The sequence below is a fragment of the Xanthomonas sp. LMG 8993 genome, assembly GCF_009835065.2.
GTDB lineage: Bacteria > Pseudomonadota > Gammaproteobacteria > Xanthomonadales > Xanthomonadaceae > Xanthomonas > Xanthomonas arboricola.
Window position 1 is genome coordinate 57,516 of sequence record NZ_QVIF02000004.1, and the last position, 18,703, is coordinate 76,218.

Annotated in this window: 18 protein-coding genes and 1 pseudogene; 14 read left to right on the forward strand and 5 right to left on the reverse strand. The window is 66.1% G+C overall.

The window, feature by feature from the left end; all coding sequences use genetic code 11:
- Positions 1–172: 172 nt before the first annotated feature.
- From yegS to rpe, 3 genes are all read right to left on the reverse strand, one after another.
- The gene (yegS, locus tag DYQ94_RS09290; RefSeq protein ID WP_126965267.1) at positions 173–1,102 is read right to left on the reverse strand and encodes a lipid kinase YegS; all 930 of its coding nucleotides are present in this window, start codon (positions 1,100–1,102) and stop codon (positions 173–175) included.
- Between the two features lie 232 nt (positions 1,103–1,334).
- On the reverse strand, positions 1,335–1,826 hold the full coding sequence (locus DYQ94_RS09295) for a GNAT family N-acetyltransferase (protein ID WP_054592402.1): 492 nt from the start codon (positions 1,824–1,826) through the stop codon (positions 1,335–1,337).
- Entirely contained in the window at positions 1,823–2,494 is a 672-nt protein-coding gene (gene rpe / locus DYQ94_RS09300; protein ID WP_016901363.1) for a ribulose-phosphate 3-epimerase, read from the reverse strand. The genes DYQ94_RS09295 and rpe overlap by 4 nt, the downstream gene beginning before the upstream one ends.
- A 123-nt stretch (positions 2,495–2,617) precedes the next feature.
- On the opposite strand from rpe, the gene DYQ94_RS09305 reads away from it, so the two are divergent.
- A complete protein-coding gene (locus DYQ94_RS09305; protein ID WP_039511280.1) occupies positions 2,618–3,457 on the forward strand; it encodes an outer membrane protein in 840 nt (279 codons plus the stop codon).
- Between the two features lie 115 nt (positions 3,458–3,572).
- Here the strand turns inward: DYQ94_RS09305 and DYQ94_RS09310 are convergent, their stop codons facing one another.
- A complete protein-coding gene (locus DYQ94_RS09310; RefSeq protein ID WP_016901358.1) occupies positions 3,573–3,902 on the reverse strand; it encodes a J domain-containing protein in 330 nt (109 codons plus the stop codon).
- Between the two features lie 208 nt (positions 3,903–4,110).
- Here DYQ94_RS09310 and DYQ94_RS09315 point away from each other — a divergent pair, with 208 nt between their 5' ends.
- The 7 genes and pseudogenes from DYQ94_RS09315 to DYQ94_RS09345 all read left to right on the forward strand — a co-directional run bounded on the left by DYQ94_RS09315 (position 4,111) and on the right by DYQ94_RS09345 (position 11,416).
- Positions 4,111–5,037 carry a phosphoribosylaminoimidazolesuccinocarboxamide synthase gene (locus tag DYQ94_RS09315; protein ID WP_046345459.1) on the forward strand — a complete coding sequence of 309 codons (927 nt, stop codon included), beginning with the start codon at positions 4,111–4,113 and terminating at the stop codon, positions 5,035–5,037.
- Positions 5,038–5,185: 148 nt separating this feature from the next.
- Positions 5,186–5,416: pseudogene (locus DYQ94_RS09320) on the forward strand (hypothetical protein); the annotation flags it as partial.
- A 290-nt stretch (positions 5,417–5,706) separates the two neighbouring features.
- Positions 5,707–6,213: a hypothetical protein gene (locus DYQ94_RS09325; RefSeq protein ID WP_126965282.1), complete on the forward strand. Its 507-nt coding sequence runs from the start codon at positions 5,707–5,709 to the stop codon at positions 6,211–6,213.
- Positions 6,214–6,446: 233 nt separating this feature from the next.
- Positions 6,447–6,983 (forward strand): hypothetical protein, encoded by a 537-nt coding sequence (locus tag DYQ94_RS09330; RefSeq protein WP_104554499.1) that lies wholly within the window; start codon positions 6,447–6,449, stop codon positions 6,981–6,983.
- Positions 6,984–7,056: 73 nt separating this feature from the next.
- Positions 7,057–8,808, forward strand: a complete 1,752-nt coding sequence (locus tag DYQ94_RS09335) for a peptidoglycan-binding protein (RefSeq protein WP_104577300.1) — start codon at positions 7,057–7,059, stop codon at positions 8,806–8,808.
- A 427-nt stretch (positions 8,809–9,235) separates the two neighbouring features.
- Positions 9,236–10,831: a M4 family metallopeptidase gene (locus DYQ94_RS09340; RefSeq protein ID WP_126965268.1), complete on the forward strand. Its 1,596-nt coding sequence runs from the start codon at positions 9,236–9,238 to the stop codon at positions 10,829–10,831.
- A gap of 99 nt (positions 10,832–10,930) precedes the next feature.
- Positions 10,931–11,416, forward strand: a complete 486-nt coding sequence (locus DYQ94_RS09345; RefSeq protein WP_024938209.1) for an Mpo1 family 2-hydroxy fatty acid dioxygenase — start codon at positions 10,931–10,933, stop codon at positions 11,414–11,416.
- Between the two features lie 171 nt (positions 11,417–11,587).
- Here the strand turns inward: DYQ94_RS09345 and DYQ94_RS09350 are convergent, their stop codons facing one another.
- Entirely contained in the window at positions 11,588–12,490 is a 903-nt protein-coding gene (locus DYQ94_RS09350) for an NAD-dependent epimerase/dehydratase family protein (protein ID WP_024938210.1), read from the reverse strand.
- Between the two features lie 166 nt (positions 12,491–12,656).
- On the opposite strand from DYQ94_RS09350, the gene DYQ94_RS09355 reads away from it, so the two are divergent.
- From DYQ94_RS09355 to DYQ94_RS09380, 6 genes are read left to right on the forward strand one after another with little or no spacing between them, the layout of a single operon-like run.
- Positions 12,657–15,485, forward strand: coding sequence for a monovalent cation/H+ antiporter subunit A (locus tag DYQ94_RS09355; protein ID WP_102250963.1), 2,829 nt, complete (start codon positions 12,657–12,659; stop codon positions 15,483–15,485).
- Positions 15,485–15,859 (forward strand): Na+/H+ antiporter subunit C, encoded by a 375-nt coding sequence (locus DYQ94_RS09360; protein ID WP_016901335.1) that lies wholly within the window; start codon positions 15,485–15,487, stop codon positions 15,857–15,859. The genes DYQ94_RS09355 and DYQ94_RS09360 overlap by 1 nt, the downstream gene beginning before the upstream one ends.
- The gene (locus DYQ94_RS09365) at positions 15,856–17,400 is read left to right on the forward strand and encodes a monovalent cation/H+ antiporter subunit D (RefSeq protein WP_126965269.1); all 1,545 of its coding nucleotides are present in this window, start codon (positions 15,856–15,858) and stop codon (positions 17,398–17,400) included. Before DYQ94_RS09360 ends, DYQ94_RS09365 begins: the two co-directional genes overlap by 4 nt.
- Entirely contained in the window at positions 17,397–17,903 is a 507-nt protein-coding gene (locus tag DYQ94_RS09370) for a Na+/H+ antiporter subunit E (RefSeq protein WP_047127937.1), read from the forward strand. The genes DYQ94_RS09365 and DYQ94_RS09370 overlap by 4 nt, the downstream gene beginning before the upstream one ends.
- Positions 17,900–18,184 (forward strand): K+/H+ antiporter subunit F, encoded by a 285-nt coding sequence (locus DYQ94_RS09375; RefSeq protein WP_046345450.1) that lies wholly within the window; start codon positions 17,900–17,902, stop codon positions 18,182–18,184. Before DYQ94_RS09370 ends, DYQ94_RS09375 begins: the two co-directional genes overlap by 4 nt.
- Positions 18,181–18,606, forward strand: coding sequence for a Na+/H+ antiporter subunit G (locus DYQ94_RS09380; protein WP_126965270.1), 426 nt, complete (start codon positions 18,181–18,183; stop codon positions 18,604–18,606). The genes DYQ94_RS09375 and DYQ94_RS09380 overlap by 4 nt, the downstream gene beginning before the upstream one ends.
- The last annotated feature ends 97 nt before the right edge of the window (positions 18,607–18,703 follow it).

Sequence of the window (18,703 nt, forward strand, 5' to 3'; positions counted from 1 at the left end):
GAGCGTGGAGTCGTCAAGCGGGACACGTCCCTACTGTAGCGCAACTGCCGCGCCAGGGCAGCAGGCCCGAGGCGAAAGCCAAGCAAATTGCGAAGCCGGGCAGACCGGCCTGGCGCCGCACAACCAGCCCCGCTCTACCGATTCCCCAATCCCGATTCCCGATTCCCCACCCTCAAGCGCTCCGCAACGGGCACTCCACAGGCAAATGCATCCGCAACCGCGCCGGCACGCATTCGATGCGGAAATGCAGCGAGGTCTCCGGCTCGCCATCCAGGTTCAAGGTCAGCGGCTGATGGGCGACGATCTCCAGCCACGGCAGCCGCGCGCGCACGGCCACACGTTCCAGCGCGGCCTGTTTGCCGCCGGTGACCAGGGTGCCGAGGGTGGCGGCCACTTCGCCGTTGAGCGCGGGCACGATGGTGACGTCGAGCAGGCCATCGTCGATCAGGGCCTCCGGGCACAGCGCCTGGCCGCCGCCGGCCTGGCGCCCGTTGCCCAGGCCAAGCGCGATGAACTCGCCTTCCCAGTTGAAATCCGGGCCGCTGAAGCGGGCGCTGATCGGGTCGATGCGGCCCAGCCGCGACATGCCGGTGATCAGATACGCCAGGCCACCGAGCATCTTCTTCAGGCCTTCGTCGGTTTCGACGGTGACCTGGGTGCCGAACCCGCCACTGGCGACGTTGGCGCACCAGTGCGGGCCGTGCTCGGCATCGATGCGCAGCAGATCGATCGGCTCGGCAGGGCGCTCGGCAATCAGCGTTAGCGCAGCGAGCGGTTCGATCGGCAGGTTGGCGGCGGTGGCGAAGTCGTTGGCGGTGCCCAGCGGCACCAGGCCCAGCGATGGCAGCGTGGCGGCATCGGCGGTGTGATGCGCCAGCGCCGCGGCCACTTCGCTCAAGGTGCCGTCACCGCCGGCCGCGATCACGGTGTGGGCGCCGTCGGCAACCGCTTCGCCGACATAGCGCTCGGCATCGCCGTCTTCCCAGGTGACCCGCACCTCGAGCTGGATGCCACGCTTGCGCAGCGCTCCCACCGCCTCACGCAGGTCCAGATTGTCGGTGGACTTGCCGTTGAGGATCAGACGCCAGTGGGACGCGGCCATGCACGCTGCCAATGCTGTGGGGGTGGTGGACGCAGGCTAGCAGCGGCCCGCTGCGCGCATCGTGAATACGCAATGTCGTCGGGCTGTCATCGGCATGTCACCGAGAACCCGGAGAGTGGAAGGCCATAGCAGGGACGACGGGCGGAGGCAGGATCAGCCTCCAATTTTCTCGAAGGCCGCTCCAAGGGGAGCGGCCTTCTCTTTGCGTGCCGCGGCGGCGCGCAGGGCGCGCTCAGGCGCCGGCGGCGAACGCGGCCAGGCGCTCGCCGTCGAGCCGGTAGACGGTCCAGCCGTCCATCGGGCGCGCACCGGCCGCCTGATAGAAGTCGATGGCCGGCTGGTTCCAGTCCAGCACCGACCATTCGAAACGCCCGCAGCCACGCTGCACGGCCAACCGGGCCAGGTGCCGCAGCAAGGCCAGACCGGCACCCTGCCCGCGCGCCTGCGGGCGCACGAACAGGTCTTCCAGATACAGGCCGTTGCGGCCGAGCCAGGTCGAGTAATTGAAGAAATACACCGCAAATCCCAGGGCCTGGCCGTCCTGCTCGCAGATCAGCGCATGCGCGGTGGCGCCCTCGCCGAACAGGCTGGCGCGCAGGTCCTGCGGGCTGGCCTTGACCGCATCGGGCTCGCGTTCGTACACCGCCAGTGCAGTGATCAGCTCATGCAGCAGCGCCACATCGTCAGGCGTGGCGGCGCGGATCTGCAGCGCGGGCGCGCTCATCGCACCGCATCCACCGCCGCGCGCATCTGCGCGATCACCTGTGCATAGTCGGGCGCATTGAAGATCGCCGAGCCGGCAACGAAGGTGTCGGCACCGGCGGCAGCGATCGCGCCGATGTTGTCGGCCTTGACCCCGCCATCGATCTCCAGCCGGATCGGCTTGCCCAGGGCGTCGATCCTGCTGCGGATGGCACGCAGCTTGTCCAGCGCCGAGGGAATGAAGGCCTGCCCGCCGAAGCCGGGATTGACCGACATCACCAGCACCAGGTCCAGCTCGGGCAGCACCCAGTCCAGAATGTCCACCGGGGTGGCCGGGTTGAGCACCAGGCCGGCCTGGCAGCCGTGCGACTTGATCAGCTGGATCGTGCGGTGCACATGGCGGCTGGCTTCGGGATGGAAGCTGATGGTGGTGGCGCCGGCCTCGGCGAAGTCCGGCACGATGCGGTCCACCGGCTCGACCATCAGGTGCACGTCGATCGGCGCGGTGATGCCGTGCTTGCGCAGCGCCTGGCACACCATCGGGCCGATGGTGAGGTTGGGCACGTAATGGTTGTCCATCACGTCGAAGTGCACCCAGTCGGCGCCGGCCTTCAGGACGTTGTTCACTTCCTCGCCCAGACGGGCGAAATCGGCGGACAGGATGGACGGGGCAATCGCCGTCGGTTGCATGGGCAGCTCGTCAAGGAACGGAAAACACATTGTCGCAGGCGCGCAAAGCCAGTGCATCCGCAGCGGTCCAGGCTGCGTATGCACCTGAACCGGCGCACCGCGCCCTTTCGCCAAGGACACCGCATGAAGACCACCCCGCTCGCCTCCGCTGCGCTCGTTTTGATGGCCCTCGCCCCCTCCGCCTGGGCCCAGACCGGCCCGGCCGACTGGTCAGGTTTCTCGATCGGCGCCAATGTCGGCGGTGCCGACGTCAGTGGCGTTTCCGGCGGCCGCTTCGGCTTTGACACCAACCTGGATGGCCGCGACGGCGACCAGGTCAGCACCCCGACCGGCGCCGATGCCTTCTCGCCCGGGTTCTGCGGCGGCGCGGCGGCCGGGCGCACCCCGGCCAGCGGCTGCAGCAAGGACAAGGGCGGCGCCGAATACGGTGCGCGGCTGGGTTACGACTGGCAGGCCGGCAACTGGGTCTACGGCGTCGTTGCCGAGTACACCCGCAACGACCTGCGCGACAGCGTCAGCGCCTTCAGCACCACCCCGGCGTTCTACACCTTCACCCGCCAGCTCAACCGCACCGCCGCACTGCGCGGCCGTATCGGTTATGCCTTTGGCGCGCAGGGCGACTTTCTGGCCTATTTCACCGCTGGCGTGGCACGCGGCGAGTTCGATCACAGCTTCTCCAGCAGCAACACCGCCAACAGCTTCACCAGCAGCGGCGGCGACAGCGCCGACGGCTACCAGGCCGGCCTGGGCCTGCAGCGCCGCCTGAGCGACAACGTCTCGGTCGGTGTGGAATACCTGTTCACCCGCCTGCAGGACGAAGACACCCGCGTGCGGGTCGGGCCGGGCACTGCGCCGGCGACCAACCCGTTCCTGCGCGTCAATCCGGCCGGCACCGACCTGCGCCGCAGCGATACCGACTTTTCGTCGAATGCGGTGCGCCTGACGGCGACCTATCGCTTCTGAGTGTTCGGCGCCTGAGTGACCGCGCCTGACCTGTCATGGGTCGGGCGTTTTCATTTTTGGCGCCCATGCCGACCCTGTGTGGGTGCCTGGCAGCGATATTGCAGCGTAGGCTGGATCAGCGTTTGCGCAGGCGCTGGATCCGATCGTAGGCCGCATTGATCTGGCTGGCCTTCTTCTCCGCCTGGCGGCGTGCTTCCGGCTCGGCGTTGGCCACCTTGTCGGGGTGGTAGCGCGACATCAGCCGACGGTAGGCCAGGTCGATCTCGGCGGTGGTGGCGTCCGGCTCCAGTCCCAGCGCTTCGTACGGGTTGTCGGCGCGGCGCTTGAACCAGCCGGCGTCCACCGCATGCCCGATCGCCAGGCCGATCATCAGCCCGAGTACCGGCGCGCCGCGGAACAGCAGGGCGCCGGCCAGTGCGCCGAGCAGTTTTCCGTACCAGGACATGGGCGATCGGGGGGCGGGATGGCGGGCTGGCGATCTTACCCGAACGCCCGCCCGGCCTGGCTGACGCGGCATGCACGCCGCCCACCGGGGCGGCCCCAATAAATCCAGCGGCGCGCGCCGAAGCGCCGTACACTACGCGGCCCGCTGCCCACCCGCGGGCCCGCCGGGTCCCGGGGACAGCGTCATTGCGACGTCCTTAGGAGTGCCTGTGTCGACCACGCTGTTGCAATCCGATCTGCCCGGCCTGCCGTTGCGTCACCGTGGCAAGGTCCGCGATGTCTTCGACATTCCCCGCGAGCGCCTGCCCGCCGATGCGCCCCCGGGCGATTATCTGTTGATGGTGGCGACCGACCGCCTGTCCGCGTTCGACGTGGTGCTGCCCGACCCGATCCCCGGCAAGGGCGAGATGCTGTGCCAGGTCTCCAACTTCTGGTTCCACAAGACCGAACACCTGATGCCCAACCATCTGGTCGACATCACCGTGGAGCAGGTCTTGCCCGAGGGCGTAGACCCGGCGCTGTATGCCAAGCGCGCCGTGGTCACGCGCAAGCTCAAGCCGGTGCCGGTGGAAGCGATCGCACGCGGCTATCTGATCGGCAGCGGCTGGAAGGATTACCAGCGTACCGGCAAGATCAGCGGCATCGAACTTCCCGACGGCCTGCGCCAGGCCGAGAAACTGCCCGAGCCGATCTTTACCCCGTCGACCAAGGCCGCGGTCGGCGACCATGACGAAAACATCGACTTCGATGCGATGGTCATGACCGTCGGCGCCGAGCTTGCCGAACGCGTCCGCGATGCCACCTTGCGCATCTACCGTTTCGCCGCCGACTTTGCCGCCGAGCGCGGCATTCTGCTGGCCGACACCAAGTTCGAATTCGGCACCGATGCCGATGGCCGCCTGTACATCATGGACGAGATGCTGACCCCGGACTCGTCGCGTTACTGGCCGGCCGACCAGTACGAACTCGGCACCAGCCCGCCCAGCTACGACAAGCAGTTCGTGCGCGATTATCTGGAAACCCTGGACTGGGGCAAGACCGCACCCGGCCCCAGCCTGCCGGCAGAAGTGATCGAACGCACGCGCGCAAAATATGCCGAAGCATTGCAGCGGTTGGCGGGTATTTCGGTCGATTGATCTCCAAGGCCCCGCGTCCGGGGCTTTGAGGCTGTAGTAAAGCAACAATGGCGGGCAGCGCTCTTTATTGAGCGCTGAAGGACGCACCTGACGCGGTCTGTTGCCCAGAAAAGTCGCAATGGCGCTCTCATACTTTTCATTCCGCAGCCGCGTCGGACAGAAACCTCCGTATTACCGCGTCATTGCGATTCCTGCAGACAGCGTCGCCGGATGCAAGAACAACCCGGCATGCGGAACATATGGCGACAGGCCGATCCAACGCTCGAAGACCGCCACTGGCGAGAGCTGAAATGTTGCCGCGCCGGGCCAGTATGTCGGCGACTGCGCGCAGGGATGGGTGGGTGCGGATGCACCCGATGTATTTTCAAACGGGATATAGTCAGCCGCGCCATACCGGATAAATCCCCGGCCAAACCATGATCAAATCATCATGACTTTTGCGCAGGATCGATCGAGATAGCCCGGCGTTGCTGACCGCAATCAATGGCCGTGGACTCACCCGAGCACCGGGGCCACCGTCAGGCTGCTTGTTCTGCGAGGGTATTGGCCTGCCGCATGCCGGCCAGTTTGCGCAAGCCACGACTCTGCCAGCCTTCACACATTGGCAAGCAGCGCGCGTATACCATCCCGCCCGCGTTCCAGTTGCCCCGCAATGATCAGGAGGATCCCTTGGCCCTTTTTCGAACGTCCCTGCACGCTTTCGCACTGAGCCTGGCGTTGGTCGCCTGCAAGCCGCAAGCTGAGCCCGCCGGCGCTGCGACGCCTGCTGCGAATGCAGCACCCGCAGCCCCGGCACCTGCCACCGCTCCGGCAACGCCTGCGCAGGCGACAACCTGCCCCAGCGCCGACTTCTCTGCATTTCTGAAAAGCTTCAGTGCAGACATTGCGGTACAGGAAAAGGCCACCGCCGATCCGCTGACGATGATCCAACTCGACCCGGACGCGCAGCCCGAGCCCACACCGGTCACCCGCACGGTTCCGCTGGCCAAGGTCGAATGGCCTGTCATTCCCAACCTGGAGGCAGCCCGCAACGGCGGCCGCGAGGTCACGATTTCCGAAGAGGCCGATGGCCGCCAGGTACTGGTCCGCACGCCGGACACTGGCGATCAGCAGGTCTACCACTTCGCCCAGCGCCCCTGCTGGATGCTGGTTAAGGTGGACGACCAGTCCCTTTAATCAGCGCGCTAGTGGCGACACTGGTAATGGCGCATCCGCCAACGTTTCAGGAGATAACCTTGCGTCCTTTCCGACTGATTGGCCCTGCATTGGCAGTTGCACTCGCGGCCTGTAACGGACCTCAAGCTGGTGGTGCGGCCGAGCAGTCGAACGCCGCTGCCGGTACCGCGGCGACGCAGCCGTCCGCACCTGCCGCACCAACCCCCGCAACACCGACACAAGGGACTGTACCTATGGGCACGATAGACTCCTTCATTCCGGCGGGATCGAAGGCTCTGGAGACCATCCGTGGCGATCTGACTGGCGCGGGCCGCTCCGATGCGTTGGTGGTGATTTCCCCATCCAGCACCGGCGCCGAAAAACTTGGCGAGGGACAACCGCGTACGGTTCTGCTGCTGACGCAGACCGCCGACGGTGCGATGCAGAAGGCCTCAGAAAATAGCAAGATCGTGCCATGCGCCCGTTGCGGCGGTCTGGCAGGCGACCCTTACGCGTTTTCGCGCATCCAGACCGGGCAATTCACCATTTCCATTTCCGGCGGATCGCGCGAGCGCTGGGCAGACGACTTCACGTTTAAGTATTCGGCAGACAAGCAGACCTGGTTGCTGGACAAGGTGGTGCGTGACCTGTCCGATACCGAGACCGAGCAGCACAACACCCTGGAATTGACCGCCAAAGACTTCGGCACGGTGGCGTTTCAGGAGTTTGATCCATCCACATTGAAGAAAGCTGCGGCATTGGACGACGCCGCAGCCGAGAAGGCGAATTAAAGGGACGTAATGGTTTGCACGGACAAGGAAGGAGTCCGTTATTTCATGTTGCTGAGAAATGAGGAGTTACACCATGGCAACCGATCGTGAAACAGGGCTGCTCCAATCAGCCTATGCTGCAGGCATTACCCAGCCGAAGGAGCTGGCAAACTTCATGGCCCAGGTGGGTCATGAATCGATGGGCCTCAACCGCCTGGAAGAAGGGTTCCGCTATACGCACGGATCCTCACAGGTGAGTTCGAAGGTGCGCTCCGCACTGCGTGAGGGCCCCGAAGCCCTGGAGCAGGCACGTCTGGATGCCCTGCGGGGGCAACCGGAAAAACTGGCCGAATTGATGTATGGCGGACGCATGGGCAATAACGAGCCCGGCGACGGCTACTTGTACCGTGGCCGCGGTTATATGCAGCTCACCGGCAAGGACCAATATCGTGCGGCGGGCGAAGCGTTGAACCTGGATCTGGTGGCACACCCCGATCTGGCGGCACAACCTGAAAACGCATCCCGCATCGCCACTTGGTACTGGCAAAACAACGTGCCGCAGGCCGCCAGGCAGGACGCGCATGCGGCAGGTGTTGCGATCAACGGCGGCGATCCGCCAAATGGATTGGCCGACCGCGAGAACCGGTTTGCCCGCTGGCAGCGCGATATCACTCCAGAACTGATGAACAACCTGGCCCATGGCCAGCTCGGACAGCCGGTGCAGCACACTGCACCAGCACCTGTGCAGCCACAGCATGGTGGATCCAGCTCGTTTCAGCAGACGATGGAACGGATGCTCCCACCGCAGAACGGGACGGCACCGCACATCACCGGCCATTACGGCGAGCATCGCAGTGCCCGTGATCACGGCGGTACCGACTTCAACTACCAGGGTGGCCAGACAGGCCGCAACATGCAGCACCCGACGGTGCATTCGCCGGTCGCCGGAACCGTCACCTTCGCGGGCGGCAACTACGGCACCGTCAAGATTCGCGATGCACAGGGCAACTCGCACGAGATCCTGCACCTGGACGCGCTCAAGGTGAAGGAAGGTCAGACGCTGTCTGCAGGCGATGCCATCGGCACAATGGGTGGACGCGGCCCGAACGGTAACAGCCAGTACGCGCAGCACGTGCATTACCAGCTGCGCGATGCCAACGGCAAGCTGACCAGTCCGGAGACATTCTGGAATCAGGGCCATCAGCAGGAGTCCGGCGCGCGCCACCCCCAGCCGGCGACAGCGGGTGGCAATGGCACGCTGCGGCATGGCGAGCAAGGCAGTGATGTCGGCAAGCTGCAGCAGGACCTCAACCGTCTCGGCGTGCGCGATGCGCAGGGCAACCGGCTTGCCGAGGATGGCCGCTTTGGCGACAACACGCGTGAGGCGGTGATTGCGTTCCAGAAGCAGCACGGGCTGCAGCCCGATGGCGTGGTGGGGCGCAACACGCAGGCCGCGTTGTCCGCACAACCGGCCCAGGCACAGGCAGCGCAGACGCCGGTTGCTGCGCCCAAGGGGCCGTCGCTCGACGATGCCTCGCATCCGGACCATGCCTTGCACAACGCGATCCGCAGCAAGCTGCCCAGCATGATCTCCAACGAGACCGCGGCCCACGTCACCCTGCAGGCCAAGCAGAACGGTATCGATTCGGCAGACAAACTGCAGAACGTCACCGTGCAGGATGGCAAGGCATTTGTCATGGGCACCACGCCGGGCTTCCGTGCGGCGGTGGATCTGAACCAGCCAGCTCCCCCGCTGGAACAGACCAATGCGCAATTGCTGGCTGGCCAGGCTTCGCAGCAGCGTGCGCAGGATGAGCAGCAGCGGGTCGCGATCGGCGGCCGCTGACGGTTCAACGCCGCAGCACGAAAAACCGGCCAGATGTCTGGCCGGTTTTTTTGTGCCTGTCTGCTTTCGACAGTAGCGCCGAGAGCGTCGCTGCGGCCGCGTCTGACTGCACACACCTGCGCGGATTGCCTGTTGTTGCCAGCGGATTGTGCGTCGCTGGAGGTTGGTGCACCCTCCAGATTGCGACAATACGGCGTGCCTGCCGCGCTGGTGATGTTGCACACGCAGCGACACTCCTGCTGCTCTGCGATGCCCTCCACACCGCAAAGTGGCGCGGCGCACAGAACGCAACACAGCTGTAACTTTTACTACTGTGCTGTCGTGGACTGTGCAAATTTATCTGCCGGCACCTGTTGCCAGTCGCGATCGGCCGTGATGCGTATCGCCGCCGATCTTTGCATTGCACGTTTTCGGGGAGAGAGTCGTCATGCGAGTTCATGTCCTGGGCGCAGCGATCTGCTGCGCGCTATCGTTGTCTGCTGTCGCCACTGCTGCGGATCTTTCCGCGGATGCCGCGGTGTCGCGCGCGCAATCCTTGTTGGGCAATCACGCTGCGGCGCTGGCCAATCGTGCAACGGCCGATGCGTTTGTCGCGCGCGACAGCATTGTCGATGCCGACGGCAGCGAGCATGCGCGCTTCGATCGTACGTATCAGGGCCTGCCGGTGATCGGCGGCGATGTGGTGGTGCATTCGCGGCGCGGAGTGATGCGTCAGTTGAGCCAGAGCATGGACACCAGCGTGCGCCCGAGCATCGTGCCCGGCATCGATGCCGACACGGCAGTGCGCGCGGCCGGTGCGCAGTTCGATCTGGCACCCGATGCCGCGCCGCGCGCAAGCCTGGCCTTGTATGCGCGTCAGGGCGCACCGCGGCTGGTCTATGAAGTGATCTACAGCGGCATCAAGCCCGATCAGACGCCGACCGAAATGCATTACATCGTCGACGCAATCAATCAACGCATTCTCGAATCCTGGGACACGGTGCACACCGCCTGCGCGGGTGGCACCAATGCGGCCGGCACCGGGCGTTCGCTGTATGCAGGCAGCGTGGCGTTGGCAACGACGCGTTGCAGCAGCGGTTACGAGTTGACCGATCTGAGCCGCGGCAGCGGCGCCACCTACAACATGCGCAACAGCACCTCTGGCAACGGCACGCTGGTCACCGATGCCGACAACGCCTGGGGCAGCGGCGCCAACAGCGATACGGTGACCGCGGCAGTGGATGCGCATTACGGCGTGGCGTTGACCTGGGACTATTTCCGCACCACCCATGCGCGCAGCGGCATCGCCAACGATGGTATCGGTGCGCGCAGCCGCGTGCATTACGGTAGCCGCTACAACAACGCGTTCTGGCAGGACAGCTGCTTCTGCATGACCTTCGGCGATGGCGACGGCAGCACGTTCACGCCGCTGGTGTCGGTGGATGTGGCCGGCCACGAGATGACCCACGGCGTGACTAGCCGCACCGCGCGCCTGGTGTATTCGGGCGAGTCGGGCGGCCTGAACGAAGCCACGTCCGACATCATGGGCGCGATGGTGGAGTACTCCGCCAACAACAGCGCGCAGCCGGGCAATTACCTGATCGGCGAGAAGATCATCCCGGGCAACAGCAGCGGGACGCTGGCCCTGCGCTACATGTTCAAGCCCAGCCTGGATGGCGATTCGCCCGATTGCTACAGCAGCAGCCTGGGCTCGCTCAATGTGCATTACAGCTCGGGCGTGGCCAACCATTTCTACTATCTGCTGGCCGAAGGCGCGGTAGTGCCGAGCGGCTTCGGGTCGGGCACCAGCTGGAACGTGACGCCGGCCGGGCTGGTCTGCAACGGCAATACGGCATTGACGGCGATCGGCCGGGCGGCGGCCAGCCGCATCTGGTACCGCGCGTTGACGGTCTACATGACCTCCTCGACCAACTACGCGGCCGCACGCAGGGCCACGTTGAGCGCGGCCACCGATCTGTATGGCAGTAGCTCCACGCAGTACCGCGCGGTTGCTGCAGCGTGGAGCGCCGTGTCGGTCAACTGATGCACACCGGCCCCTGCCACGCGCACTGTGCGTGGCAGAGAGTACGGCTGCCACAGCGCCATCCGCGCGCGTATGCTTGGGTCATTCCTGGGAGGGAACATGACCGAACGCACCAAGACCGCGCGACCGATCGACCGCTATTTCGCCAGCTACGCCGACGATCACCGCAACACCACCAATCAGCAGATCCACGTGCTGGCGGTGCCGGCGATCCTGTGGTCCGTGGTGGCCCTGCTGTGGTGCATCCCGGTTGGCGGCACCTGGTTCAGCAGCGGCGTGTGGGCGGCGTTGTCGATGTTCGCGGCTTGGTCGTACTACAACCGCCTATCGCGTCCGCTCGGGCTGGGCATGCTGGGGATCTTCTTTTTCTTCGGCTGCCTGTGCCGGTTGCTCGAAGGCAGACTCGGGCTCACCGGGCTGTTCGCCACGGCGCTGACGGTGTTCGTGCTGGCCTGGGTCGCGCAATTCGTCGGCCACCGGATCGAAGGCCGCAAGCCGAGCTTCCTGACCGACCTGACCTATCTGCTGATCGGGCCGATCTGGGTACTGGCCAAGCTCTATCGTCAGCTGGGTTGGCGGTACTGAGCGCGAGTGACAGCCAGAACATAGCCGGTCGCCGGCGGGGTCATGACCTGAAAGCAGCGGATTACGCCGAAGCGCTGCAGCGGCTAACGGTCATGCCGCATCGCCCTGCGCAGCAGAGCTAGCGGACCGCGCGCCATGCAGGTCTTCGAAGCACATCCGCCCAGACGAGCCTCACTCGCCGATGCCGAGTTCTTCGGGCAGGGGACGAAAGGCGCGCGGCGCATAACCGAAGTCGCGACGCGCCGGTTCCAGGTCAAACACCAGGTCATCGCGCATGCGCTGCAATGCGGCCGCATTGATGCCACGCAGGCGCCCCAGCCGCTGCGCAGCGGTGAGGGCAAGGCCGAACAGTCCGGGCGGCACCTGATACAGCCGCGCCGGTCGTGGCAGTGCTGCCAGCACGCGCTCCACCATCTGCGTATAGGCCAGCACTTCGCCGCCGCCGACGGCATAGCTGCGCTGCTGTGTCGCCGGCTGGGTGACCACCGCCAGTGCGGCGCTGGCCAGATCGTCCACATGCACCGGCTGGCGCAGCCCTGTCGCGTTGGCCGGCAGCACGAAGGCGCCGGTGCGCTGCGCCAGCCCGGCGATCTGGGTGAGCGTGCGGTCGCGCCCGGCACCGTAGACCAGGGTCGGGCGCAGTACCGTCGCCGCAGCGCCACGCGCCTGGGCTGCGGAAAACAGCGCCTGTTCGGCATTTGCCAGGCGCTGTGCGACATCGCGCTCGGCCGCGTCGATCGAGTGTTCCTTGACCTCCAGGCTGGTGGAACCGAACGCCACGATGCGCGGAGCACGCACCGGATTTTCGACATACCAACGCGCGAAATGGTCCAGCGGACCGCAGCTGAAGATCACCTCGAATGCCTCGCCCGCGGCAGCCGGCATGGCCAGATCGCCCTGCCGCCAGATCAGCCCGGCACGCGCGGCACGTGGCTGGCGCGACCAGGCCGTCACCTGCCAACCGCGGCCGAGCAGCCGCGTCAGCAGGCGTTCGCCGATCTGACCGCTGCCGCCGAACACCAGGGCGCGCGGCGCAGAAACGGCAGTGGACGGAGCGGGATCGGCAGCAGTCACAGGGCTCGGATGCAGTCTGGGTGATCCCAGCATAGCGAGTGACAGGCAGCGGCGCGACGCCGATCCGGCCGCGATTTGCGCAGGCGCGCAGCCACGGCGTTGACGCTGGCGTCAGTCAACGATTTGTTAAGCTCTCTGGCCTGCTCGCGAATCTTGTGTTCCCTGCATGCCTTTCTCGCTGGAAATCCTGCTTGCGCTGCCATTTGTGATGGCGGCCGCCACTGCGCTGCTCTGGCGCACCTCCCGTTCGATCACTGCGTGGTTGGCTGCGGCCGCGCCGTTGGGCGGGCTGGTCATCCTGGCGACGCTCACACCGGCCGTATTGCGCGGTGAGGTGATCGGCAGCCAGTACGCATGGTTGCCGCAGATCGGCCTGATGTTCTCGTTGCGGCTCGATGGCCTGGCGTGGATGTTCGCGTTACTGGTGCTGGGCATCGGTGCGCTGGTGGTGATGTATGCGCATTACTACCTGAGTGCACGCGACAGCGCATCGCGTTTCTTCGCCTATCTCATGCTGTTCATGGGCGCGATGCTCGGCATGGTGCTGTCGGGCAATCTGCTGTTGCTGATGGTGTTCTGGGAACTCACCAGCATCAGTTCGTTCCTGTTGATCGGCTTCTGGTCGCACCGCAAGGATGCGCGCGAAGGCGCGCGCATGGCCTTCGTGCTGACGGCCGGTGGCGGCCTGGCCCTGCTCGGCGGCATCCTGATGATCGGCCGCATCGTCGGCAGTTTCCAGCTGGATGCGGTGCTGGCGGCCGGCGATCTGATTCGCGCCAGTCCGTTGTATCCGTATGCACTGGGGTTGGTGCTGCTGGGCATCTTCACCAAGAGCGCGCAGTTCCCGTTCCACTTCTGGTTGCCGCACGCGATGGCGGCGCCGACACCGGTGTCGGCGTACCTGCATTCGGCCACGATGGTGAAGGCCGGCGTGTTCCTGCTGGCGCGCCTGCATCCTGCCCTGGCCGGCACCGACCTGTTCTTCTACACGGTCACCAGCATCGGTGCGATCACGCTGTTGCTCGGCGCATGGCACGCGATCTTCCAGCACGATCTCAAGGGCGTGCTGGCGTACTCGACCATCTCGCATCTGGGCCTGATCACCATGCTGTTCGGCCTGTCCACGCCGATGGCGGTGGTGGCCGGCGTGTTCCACATCCTCAACCATGCGGTGTTCAAGGCCTCGTTGTTCATGGCCGCCGGCATCATCGACCACGAGACCGGCACGCGCGACATGCGCAAGCTGGGCAACCTGCGCCGCCTGATGCCGGTCACCAGCGTGCTGGCGATCACCGCCTCGCTGGCGATGGCCGGCGTTCCGCTGCTCAACGGCTTTTTGTCCAAGGAAATGTTCTTTGCCGTGGCGCTGGAAACCGATGCGCCGCAGACGATGCGGGTATTGGCCAGCATCGCCGCACTGCTGGCCGGCCTGCTCGGCGTGGCCTACAGCCTGCGCTTCGTGCACGACACCTTCTTCGGCCAGGGCCCACGCGATCTGGACACCACTCCGCACGAGCCGCCGCGCTGGATGCGGATTCCGGTGGATGTGCTGGTGCTGATCTGCGTGGCCGTGGGCATCGTGCCGGCCTGGACCATCGCGCCGGTGCTGCGCGCCGGTGCCAGCGCCATCCTGGGCGCGCGCCTGCCCGACTACAGCCTGGCGCTGTGGCATGGCTGGAACTGGCCGCTGGCGATGAGCATCGCCGGCATGGTGGGCGGCACCCTGTTGTACATGGCGCTGCGCCGCACGCTGGACATGTACGCGATCCAGAACCGCTCACCCGGCAAGGCGCTGTTCAACTGGAACCTGCGCGCGCTGTTCGCCGGCACCGTGCGCATGACCGATGCGGTCACCAACGGCAACCTGCAACGCATGCTGATGCTGCTGGTGCTGAGCGCTGTCGTAGTGGCGCTGGTGCCGTTCCTGCAGGGCGGTGCATTGCCGGCCTGGCCGGCGCCCACCCCGCTGCCGCTGCTGGGCTGGACGATCTGGCTGCTGATGATCGCCTGCGCCCTGGGCAGCCTGTTCCTGTACAAGCAGCGCCTGCTCGCGGTGCTGGTGCTGGGTGGCACCGGCCTGGCGGTCAGCATGACCTTCGTGTTCCTGTCGGCACCGGATCTTGCGTTGACCCAGTTGCTGGTGGAGATGGTGACGCTGGTGCTGATGCTGCTGGCGATGAATTACCTGCCCGAGCGCTCGTTGCCCGAGCCCGCGCGCCTGCGCAAGCTCCGCGATGCCGGCATCGCCGTCGTCGGTGGTGCCGGGCTTGCCGCATTGGCCTATACCTTGATGACCCAGCCCAGCCACACGGTTGCCGGCGAGCTGCTGCAGCGTGCGCTGCCGGAAGCCTACGGGCGCAACGTGGTCAACGTGATCCTGGTGGATTTCCGCGGCTTCGATACCTTCGGCGAGATCACCGTGTTCGCGATCGCCGGGCTGGTAGTGCACGCGCTGCTGCGGCGCTCGCGGATGGCGCCGGAGCGCAGCATGCCCGGCCCGCCGATCAAGTTGCCGGTGCCGGCCGATCTGGCGCAGATCATGTTCCCGCTGACGCTGACGGTGTCCTTGTTCCTGTTCCTGCGCGGCCATAACGCGCCCGGTGGCGGCTTCATCGCCGGGCTGGTGCTGGCGGTGCCGTTGCTGATGCAGTACGTGATCCAGGGTGCCGCGTCGGTGGAATCGCGCTTCGGCTTCGACTACATCCGCCTGATCGGCATCGGCCTGCTGTGCGCGCTGGTCAGCGGCGCCGGTGCGCTGGTGTTCGGCATGCCGTTCCTGAGCAGCGGGCATCTGGAGATTCCGTTGCCGCTGCTGGGCGACCTGGAACTGGCCAGCGCGCTGGGCTTCGATGTCGGCGTGTATCTGGTGGTGTTCGGTGCGGCGATGCTGATGCTGTCGATGATGGGCACGATCAAACCCTCGCGCACGCGCAGCTCGCAGCGCGGCGAGATCGACCCCACCCAACGTTCGACACGCACCGCGGAGCAGCATTGATGGAACTGGCAGTGGCAAGCGCGATCGGCGTTCTCACCGCATTGGCGATCTACCTGTTGCTGCGCGCACGCAGCTTCGACGTGATCCTGGGGATGACCTTCCTGTCGTACGCGACCAACCTGCTGATCTTCGCCGGTGGGCGGCTGCGCAGCGGCCAGGCGCCGGTGCTGCGCGAGGGCGTGCCGGCCGACCTGATGCACTACACCGACCCGTTGCCGCAGGCGCTGGTGCTGACCGCGATCGTGATCGCCTTCGCGATGACCGCGGTGAGCCTGGTGCTGGCGATCCGCAGCCGCAGCGACAACGGCAGCGATCATGTGGATGCGCATGAAGACGCCACCACCGGCGTGGATACGCGCGAGGCCCGGCGATGAACCATCTGCTGATCCTGCCGATCCTGATCCCGATGCTGGGCGCGTCGGCGTCGCTGTTCGTCGAACACCGACGCTATGGGCCGCGCGTGCAGCGCACGGTGGCATGGGCGAGCATGGCCTTGCTGGCCGCAGCGGTCATCGCCTTGTTCGCGCGCGCCGCCGAAGGCCAGGTGCTGGTGTACCTGCTCGGCGACTGGCCGGCGCGCATCGGCATCGTGCTGATGGGCGACCGCCTGTCGGCGTGGATGCTGTTGACCACCCTGATCCTGGGCGCGGCCTGCCTGCTGCATGCCTGCGCCGGCTGGGACCGGCGCGCGCCGCATTTCCATGCACTGTTCCAGTTCCAGCTGATGGGCTTGAACGGTGCGTTCCTGACCGGCGACATCTTCAACCTGTTCGTGTTCTTCGAAGTGATGCTGATCGCCTCCTACGGTCTGCTGCTCAGCGGCGGGCGCGGGCTGCAGATGCGTGTGGGCCTGCATTACGTGGTGTTCAACGTGTGCGCGTCGACCCTGTTCCTGATCGCGCTGGGCCTGTTGTTCGGCGTGTTCGGCACCTTGAACATGGCCGAGCTGTCGCAACGCATCGCCGCGTTGCCGGCGCAGGACCTGCCGCTGGCCAAGGCCAGCCTGGGCCTGTTGCTGCTGGTGTTCTGCAGCAAGGCCGCGTTGCTGCCGCTGTACCTGTGGCTGCCGGAGACCTATTCGCGCGCGCCGGCGGCGGTGGCGGCGTTGTTTGCGATCATGACCAAGGTCGGGCTGTACGCGACCCTGCGGGTGTCGGCGCTGTGGTTCGGCACCAGTGCCGGCGCGCTGCAGGGCTTCGGCCGCCACGCATTGCTGTGGCTGGGCATCGCCACGCTGCTGATGGCCGCCTTCGGGGTGATGGCCGCATCGCGGCTACGGGTGATGGTGTCGTATCTGGTGGTGTTCTCGGCGGCGACATTGTTCATCGCCTTCTCGCTGGACGATGCCGGCGCGTTGGGTGCAGGCCTGTACTACCTGCCGCATAGCAGCTTCGTGGCCGCGGCGTTGTTCATGGTGTCGGACCTGATCCGGCGTCGCCGTGGCAGCGCCAGCGACCGCAAGGAAGTGGTCGCGCCGCTGCCGCGGCGCGGGATCCCCGGCGCGATGTTCATGGTCGCCGCGGTGGCGGTCGCCGGGCTGCCGCCGTTGTCCGGCTTCCTGGCCAAGGCCGCGTTGCTGCAGCACGTGCCCGAGGGCCTGGTCGGGCCAGTGTGGTTCGCCATCCTGGGCAGCAGCCTGCTGGTGGTGATCGGCCTGACGCGTGCCGGCGTGCGCCTGTTCTGGCGCGTGCCCGAAGCGGTGCAGGACGTTCCCGAGCTGCAGCCGCAACGGCGTGCACGCATGCGCCCTGTGGAAACCGCCGCCACGCTGCTATTGCTGGGCGGGGTGGTGGCGATGACGGCCGGTGCCGGCCCGTTGATGCGCTACACCGACGCGGCTGGCGTGCAGCTGCGCGACCCCGGCGCCTACGTCGAGCAGGTCCGCGCCACCACGCCGCAACGGAGGCAGCCATGAGCACGCGCCTGCCGCTGCGCAGCCGGCTGCTGCCCTCGCCGTCGCTGAGCGTGACGGTCTTCATTTTCTGGCTGTTGCTCAGCGACAGCTTCGGGCCGCAGCAATGGGTGCTGGGCTTGTTGCTCGGCTGGGTGGTGCCGATCTTTGCGGCGCGCCTGGACCGCGAGTTCGCCCGCATCGGCTCGCTGCGTTCGGTGCCGCGCATGTTGCTGGTGGCCGCCGGCGATATCGTGCGCTCCAACATCAAGGTGGCCGGCCAGGTGCTCGGCCCGGAGTCGCGCATCCACCCCGGTTTCATCTGGGTGCCGCTGGATATCGCCAACATCCACGGCATCGCCGCGCTGACCAGCATGATCACGCTCACTCCCGGCACGGTGTCGGCGGCGCTTTCGGACGACCGCAAGTATCTGCTGGTACACGTGCTGCACCTGGACGACCCGGACGCCTTGATCGCCGAGATCAAGACCCGCTACGAGAAGCCCCTGATGGAGATCTTTCCGTGACCGGCCACATGTTCATCGAATCGACCATCGTCATCTGCATGCACACGGTGGGCCTGGCCATGCTGATGGCGCTGTGGCGCCTGCTGCGCGGCCCGAGCGTGCCCGATCGCATCCTGGCGCTGGACACCCTGTCCATCACCGCCATCGCCGAGCTGATGCTGCTGGGCATGTACCTGGACTCGCCGATCTACTTCGAGGCCGCGCTGGTGATCGCGATGCTGGGCTTCGGCAGCACCGTGGTGCTCAGCAAGTTCGTGTTGCGTCGGGACATCGTCGAATGATTGCGCTGACCGAATATCTGCTCAGCGCGCTGCTGCTGGTCGGCACCTTCTTCATCCTGATCGGCGCGCTCGGCCTGGTGAAGCTGTCGGATTTTTTCAAGCGCCTGCATGCGCCGACCAAGGCCAGCACCCTGGGGGTGGGCTGCGTGCTGCTGGCATCGGTCGGCTATCACCTGTTCCTGGGTGTGGACCCGCAACCGCGCGAGTTGCTGATCACCGTGTTCCTGTTCATCACCGCACCGATCAGCGCCCATCTGATGGCCAAGGCCGCGCTGTCGCTGATGATGGAAAACCGCCCGGAAGTGCCCAACCACGGCGAGATGAAGCAGGAAGGCCTGCCCACGCCGCAGACGCAAGGCGATATTGGCGAAAACGCGGAAACCGCCAAGCAGCACGCCGAGCCGGACAAGGATCCGCGCTGAGCTGCGCAGCTGCTTCGAGACCCCCTGCCCGGATGGTCTCGACACATTGTTCTACGCGCATGCTACCAGTCGACTATGCGCGCGCACGCTGCGCTGC